This is a genomic window from Weizmannia sp. CD-2023 (assembly GCF_036225245.1).
GTDB classification, from domain to species: Bacteria; Bacillota; Bacilli; order Bacillales; family Bacillaceae_C; genus Weizmannia; species Weizmannia faecalis.
In genome coordinates this window covers 1-5623 of sequence record NZ_JARTJQ010000111.1, presented here as the reverse complement: position 1 = coordinate 5623, position 5623 = coordinate 1, and the positions used below count along the sequence as shown (strand labels likewise).

Here is a 5623-nt window from a genome sequence, read left to right as displayed (position 1 = left end):
TTGACCCCAGTTCAATGCCTAATGAGACATTTCCTTGTTTAATCGCTTTAGAAGTATCCACTAAATTCATTTTTATTTACCTCCGTCTCATATGTGTAAGTGGGCACCTTTTTTTTCAACAGCTTTTTCTTCCCCAAATTTTTCAATTTCTTCCAACGTATGTCCCTGGGTTTCAGGTACGCGGGTCCGGATAAACAAAACACCAAGCAAACATATCACGCCGAAAATTGCAAAAACAGCTTCTTGGGACATGGAAGCAGTCATGATTGGGAACAGCAGCCCAACCAGGAAAGAACCAATCCAGTTAAAAGAGGAAGCCAATCCTGATGCGCGTCCACGAATGACAAGCGGGAAAATTTCCCCAACGATGACCCAGGTTAAAGGAGCCCAAGTGAAGGAATAAAGAGCTACATAAATGCTTAAAAACGCAACGATCATCATCGGGTTTGCATTTGGAATGAGCAAATTCAAAATGGCTGGCAAAATAAAGGACAGGCCCATAATCGTTCCGCCTACTGTCAACAAAGTGCGGCGTTTAAATTTATCAGCAATCCATAAGAAGACAAGTGAACCCAATACGAGAATGATCCCTTGAATAATCGGCCACATCAATGCAGAACTAGCAGCATGTCCTGTTGCTTTTTCTACAATTAAAGGAATATAGTAAAAAATAGCATTTGCGCCCTGAAATTGTTGAAAAGCCGCAACGCCCACACCGGCAATAACTAAATAACGATACTTCCCGCTAAATAAAGTACCCCATGATGCTTTTTGATTTGCCTGCTTTTCTTCTCTGGCAGTCTCTTGAATTTGTTTGATTTCAGCTTCAATTTCATCCTTTTTAGCGCGTATATAGCTCAAAACCCTGCGTGCTTCCTCAAGTTTATTGTTCTTTATTAAAAAGCGCGGTGATTCCGGCAACTTTAACACACCAAAGAATAAGATCAATGCTGGTACCGCTGCCAAACTAAGCATCAACCGCCAAGCCAATGATTCCGGCAAACCTTTTAATAAATAATCGACAATGTAAGAAAGTAACATTCCCGATACAATCATGGTTTGGTTAATCCCTGACAGACGTCCGCGCAAACGTGCAGGCGCCATTTCGGACATATAAGCCGGGACCAGTGCAGAAGCAGCACCAACCGCTAATCCTAATAACATCCGGACGATGATTAAAAAGTATTGCCCGTTATGAGGGGATATGCCAGATAAAACCGATCCAACAACAAAAATTAAAGCTGAAATTAAAATCATTTTTCGCCGGCCCAAACGGTCGGAAAGTTGCCCCGCCAGAGCGCCGCCGAATATAGCACCAAACATTACAGCAGAGGTAATCCATCCAATAACGCCTGCACTGTTTTGAAGGTTCCAGTCATGTTCCAGGAATGGCAAAGCGCCTGTCATTACCCCAATATCATAGCCAAATAGAATGCCGCCAAAAGCCCCGAAAAAGTAAATGAATCCACTTGAGATTTTCTTTTCACCAACCATTAAAGTTCCCTCCTTGATGTATCAGCCTTATTTTCTTCTTGCTGACGGCTCCTTTCTTTGTGAGCGGTATCATTTTAGAAAAAAGCGTTTTCATGCTGCAAGTACATGCTAGCACATTTATACCTATAAATCAATGACAAAAATATTTATACTGATAAATGAGGAAAAAATAACGTTTTCCTGCGTTTTTCTTAACCGCTTTCTTACCCATCATTATGCTACTTATATAGATGAAAGGATAGCAGGTAAGGGTACCCAATTGTGTGTTTTTTGTGTCTGTAGCTATAGTGAAAAAGCTATGGAAGCTGTGACATAAACCACTCTTTTCCATCCAGTGAAAAACACATTTATACATATAAATATTTTTTTGTTGACTTATACTGATAATTGATATAGCATTCTATTTGTAAGCGGTTAATCGCAGAATCCAAATGACATGTCAAAAACTTTTAAAGAATGATCAATTTCAAAGGGATGATCAATGAATGCTAGAAGAACTCAAGAAAGAAGTCTATGAAGCAAACATGCTGCTGCCGGAATATAATCTGGTCACCTTTACATGGGGAAATGTAAGCGGAATCGACCGTGAAAAGAATCTCATGGTCATTAAGCCGAGCGGTGTCGAGTATGAAGCATTGTCACCGGAAAAAATGGTCGTCGTTGATCTTGGTGGAAATGTAGTGGAAGGCGAGTTAAATCCGTCAAGCGATACTGCAACACATTGTGTGCTTTATCGCCATTTCCCGAATATTAAAGGAATTGTCCATACACATTCTCCCTGGGCGGTTTCATTTGCGCAGGCCGGCATTGATATTCCGGCGGCAGGAACGACACATGCCGATACATTTTACGGGCCGGTTCCGGTCACAAGGGCGATGAAGAAAGAAGAAGTCGTGACGGAATATGAAAAACAGACCGGTGATGTGATTGTTGAGACTTTTGAAAAGCGGCATATTGATCCGGACCAGGTTCCGGCTGTTCTGGTAAATGATCACGGCCCTTTTACGTGGGGAACATCCGCCCATGATGCCGTGCACAATGCCGTTGTGCTCGAAGAAGTAGCGAAGATGACCTACCACTCGCTACAGCTGAATCCGCATCAAATCAACATGGATCAATTTCTTTTGGATAAACACTATTTACGCAAGCACGGAAAAAATGCCTATTATGGGCAAAAAAAATAAATGTCTTGTACATTCCGGGGAGGAAAACAGCATGTTGAAAATAAAAGATTACGAGTTTTGGTTTATCGTCGGAAGCCAGCATTTATACGGCAAAGAAACACTGGATGCTGTAAAGGAAGATGCGGAAAAAATCATTGATGAAATCAACGCAAGCGGCAAGCTACCGTACCCGATCGTATTTAAAACGGTTGCCACAACAGCCGACAGTATTACAAAATTGATTTATCTGTCGGTTCCGTTGTAGCTTTCATCGGAGCAATATCTGCTGTCCTGTCCATACACATGCATCTGCCGACAATTGTTGTTTTTGTCATTTCTTTAGCAATTGGTGCATGCATTGGTGCCTGGCAGGGATTTTGGGTTGCCTACGTAAAAATTCCGGCATTTATTGTGACGTTAGCTGGAATGCTCGTTTTTCGGGGCCTGACGATGCTGATTCTTAAAGGCGAATCACTAGCCCCTTTTCCGAGAAACTTCCAACTTGTCAGTTCTGGTTTTATCCCGGATGTTTTTAAAGGAAGCTCCTTAAATATTTTGACCATCGCGGTCGGGCTGTTATGTACAGTTGCCTATATCTTCATTGAATTAAATGGAAGAAAAAAGCAGAAAAAATATCAGTTGCAAACAACATCGGGACCGTTGTTCGTTGCTAGAATTATTGTTATTGCATGTTTGATTAATGTATTTTCGTACATTTTTGCGACGTACGAAGGAATCCCTTACATTTTGGTAATCTTAATAGCCTTAATTCTTGCTTACTCATTTGTTATGAAAAGAACAACAATGGGCAGACAGGTATATGCAATTGGCGGTAATGCAAATGCAGCGAGTTTATCAGGGATCAAAACACCACGCGTAACATTTTGGATTTTTGTAAATATGGGAGTGCTTGCCGCATTGACGGGATTAATTGTTGCAGCCCGTCTAAATGCAGCAACGCCAAAAGCGGGAACGAACTTTGAACTTGATGCCATTGCAGCCTGTTTTATCGGCGGAGCTTCTGCTTATGGAGGAATTGGCACAGTCGGCGGAGCAATCGTAGGTGCGCTCGTAATGGGAGTGATGAACAATGGTATGTCCATTCTTGGCCTTGGCATAGATTGGCAACAAACGATTAAGGGCCTTGTCTTGCTTCTTGCTGTTGCGTTTGATGTTTATAACAAAAATAAAGCGGTTTAAAAAGAAATTGGCGCAAGGCTGTGCAAGTTTGCCTTGCCTCAATTATGTACCTTTAAGTACGTAAATGCCTATTAAGCACAAACAAAATAAATGTCTTGTACATTCCGGGGGAGGAAAACAGCATGTTGAAAATAAAAGATTACGAGTTTTGGTTTATCGTCGGAAGCCAGCATTTATACGGCAAAGAAACACTGGATGCTGTAAAGGAAGATGCGGAAAAAATCATTGATGAAATCAATGCAAGCGGCAAGCTACCATACCCGATCGTATTTAAAACGGTTGCCACAACAGCCGACAGTATCACGCAGGTCATGAAAGAAGTCAACTATAACGATAACGTCGCCGGTGTCATCACCTGGATGCACACATTCTCGCCTGCGAAAAACTGGATCAGGGGAACGAAACTGCTGCAAAAACCTTTGCTTCATCTGGCTACACAATTTCTGGACCATATCCCTTGGGAAACGATCGACATGGATTACATGAACCTGCATCAAAGTGCCCATGGCGACCGGGAATACGGATTTATCAATGCGAGACTGAACAAAAATAACAAAGTTGTTGTCGGCCACTGGAAAGATGAAAAGGTCCAAACCCAAATCGGGCAATGGATGGATGTTGCCGTTGCTTATAATGAAAGTTTTAACATTAAAGTAGCGAGATTCGGCGACAACATGCGCAATGTCGCAGTCACGGACGGCGATAAAATCGAAGCACAAATTCAGTTCGGCTGGACAGTCGACTATTACGGCATTGGTGACCTTGTTGCGGAAATGAAAGAAGTCACCGATCAGGAAATAGATGCCGTTTATGCGGAATGCCAGGAAAAATATGATTTGGTAGTAGGAAATAATGACCCGGCCTATTTTGAAGACCATGTGAAAGAGCAAATCCGGATTGAAATTGCCTTGCGCAAATTCCTCGACAGGGGCGGGTACACAGCATTCACTACAAACTTTGAAGATTTATGGGGCATGAAACAGCTTCCGGGGATGGCGGTCCAACGGCTGAATGCGGAAGGTTACGGTTTTGCCGGTGAAGGGGACTGGAAAACAGCCGCACTCGACCGGTTGGTGAAAATCATGGCACATAACGAAAAAACCGGTTTTATGGAAGATTATACGTACAACTTGGTAAAGGGCCATGAAGAAATACTGGGTTCCCACATGCTTGAAGTAGACCCGACTTTGGCAAGCGGCAAAATCAGGGTAGAAGTCCATCCATTAGGCATCGGGGACCGCGAAGACCCTGCACGGCTCGTCTTCGATGGCACGGATGGAGACGCTGTAAATCTCACGGTTTCTGATTTTGGTGACCAGTTTAAACTCGTTATGTATGAAGTGGATGGGAAAAAACCAGCTGAAGCAGCGCCGAAACTGCCTGTCGCACGCCAGCTTTGGACACCGAAACCAGGTTTTTATGAAGGGGTCCAAAAATGGATTGAAAACGGCGGCGGACATCATACTGTCCTGTCGTTCGCAGTCACTGCTGAGCAAATTGAAGATTTTGCGAAAATGGTTGGCCTTAAAACTGTAAAAATTTGAATTTAGCAGTAAACAAATAAAAAGATGCACTTCTTTAACAATTTGCCACAACGATTAGGCTGGCCGGAAAAAACAAATAACCGCAGCACCGGTGTCCGGCAGAGCCAGGGCTAGGAAGAGGTAATGATTTTAAGACTTGGGAAGTGAAAAAAATGAATTTAATCGAAACTTCACAGGCAATTCAGCAGGGAAATGTTTCCCTCGGCATTGAACTGGGGTCAA

At 42.8% G+C, this 5623-nt stretch carries 4 protein-coding genes and 1 pseudogene; 4 read left to right on the top strand and 1 reads right to left on the bottom strand.

Going from position 1 to position 5623, the window contains the following annotated elements; translation table 11 throughout:
* Positions 1-87 precede the first annotated feature (87 nt).
* The gene (locus tag P9687_RS15825; protein WP_035190948.1) at positions 88-1494 is read right to left on the bottom strand and encodes a sugar porter family MFS transporter; all 1407 of its coding nucleotides are present in this window, start codon (positions 1492-1494) and stop codon (positions 88-90) included.
* A 485-nt stretch (positions 1495-1979) separates the two neighbouring features.
* Between P9687_RS15825 and P9687_RS15820 the strand changes: the two genes are divergently transcribed.
* From P9687_RS15820 to araA, 4 genes and pseudogenes are all read left to right on the top strand, one after another.
* Positions 1980-2678, top strand: a complete 699-nt coding sequence (locus tag P9687_RS15820; protein WP_014097602.1) for an L-ribulose-5-phosphate 4-epimerase — start codon at positions 1980-1982, stop codon at positions 2676-2678.
* The gene (locus P9687_RS15815; RefSeq protein WP_328228799.1) at positions 2653-2922 is read left to right on the top strand and encodes a hypothetical protein; all 270 of its coding nucleotides are present in this window, start codon (positions 2653-2655) and stop codon (positions 2920-2922) included. Before P9687_RS15820 ends, P9687_RS15815 begins: the two co-directional genes overlap by 26 nt.
* Positions 2895-3857, top strand: a pseudogene (gene mmsB / locus P9687_RS15810) (multiple monosaccharide ABC transporter permease); the annotation flags it as partial. The gene P9687_RS15815 and the pseudogene mmsB, both read left to right, overlap by 28 nt.
* Before the next feature lie 122 nt (positions 3858-3979).
* Positions 3980-5401 (top strand): L-arabinose isomerase, encoded by a 1422-nt coding sequence (gene araA / locus P9687_RS15805; RefSeq protein WP_168986118.1) that lies wholly within the window; start codon positions 3980-3982, stop codon positions 5399-5401.
* The last annotated feature ends 222 nt before the right edge of the window (positions 5402-5623 follow it).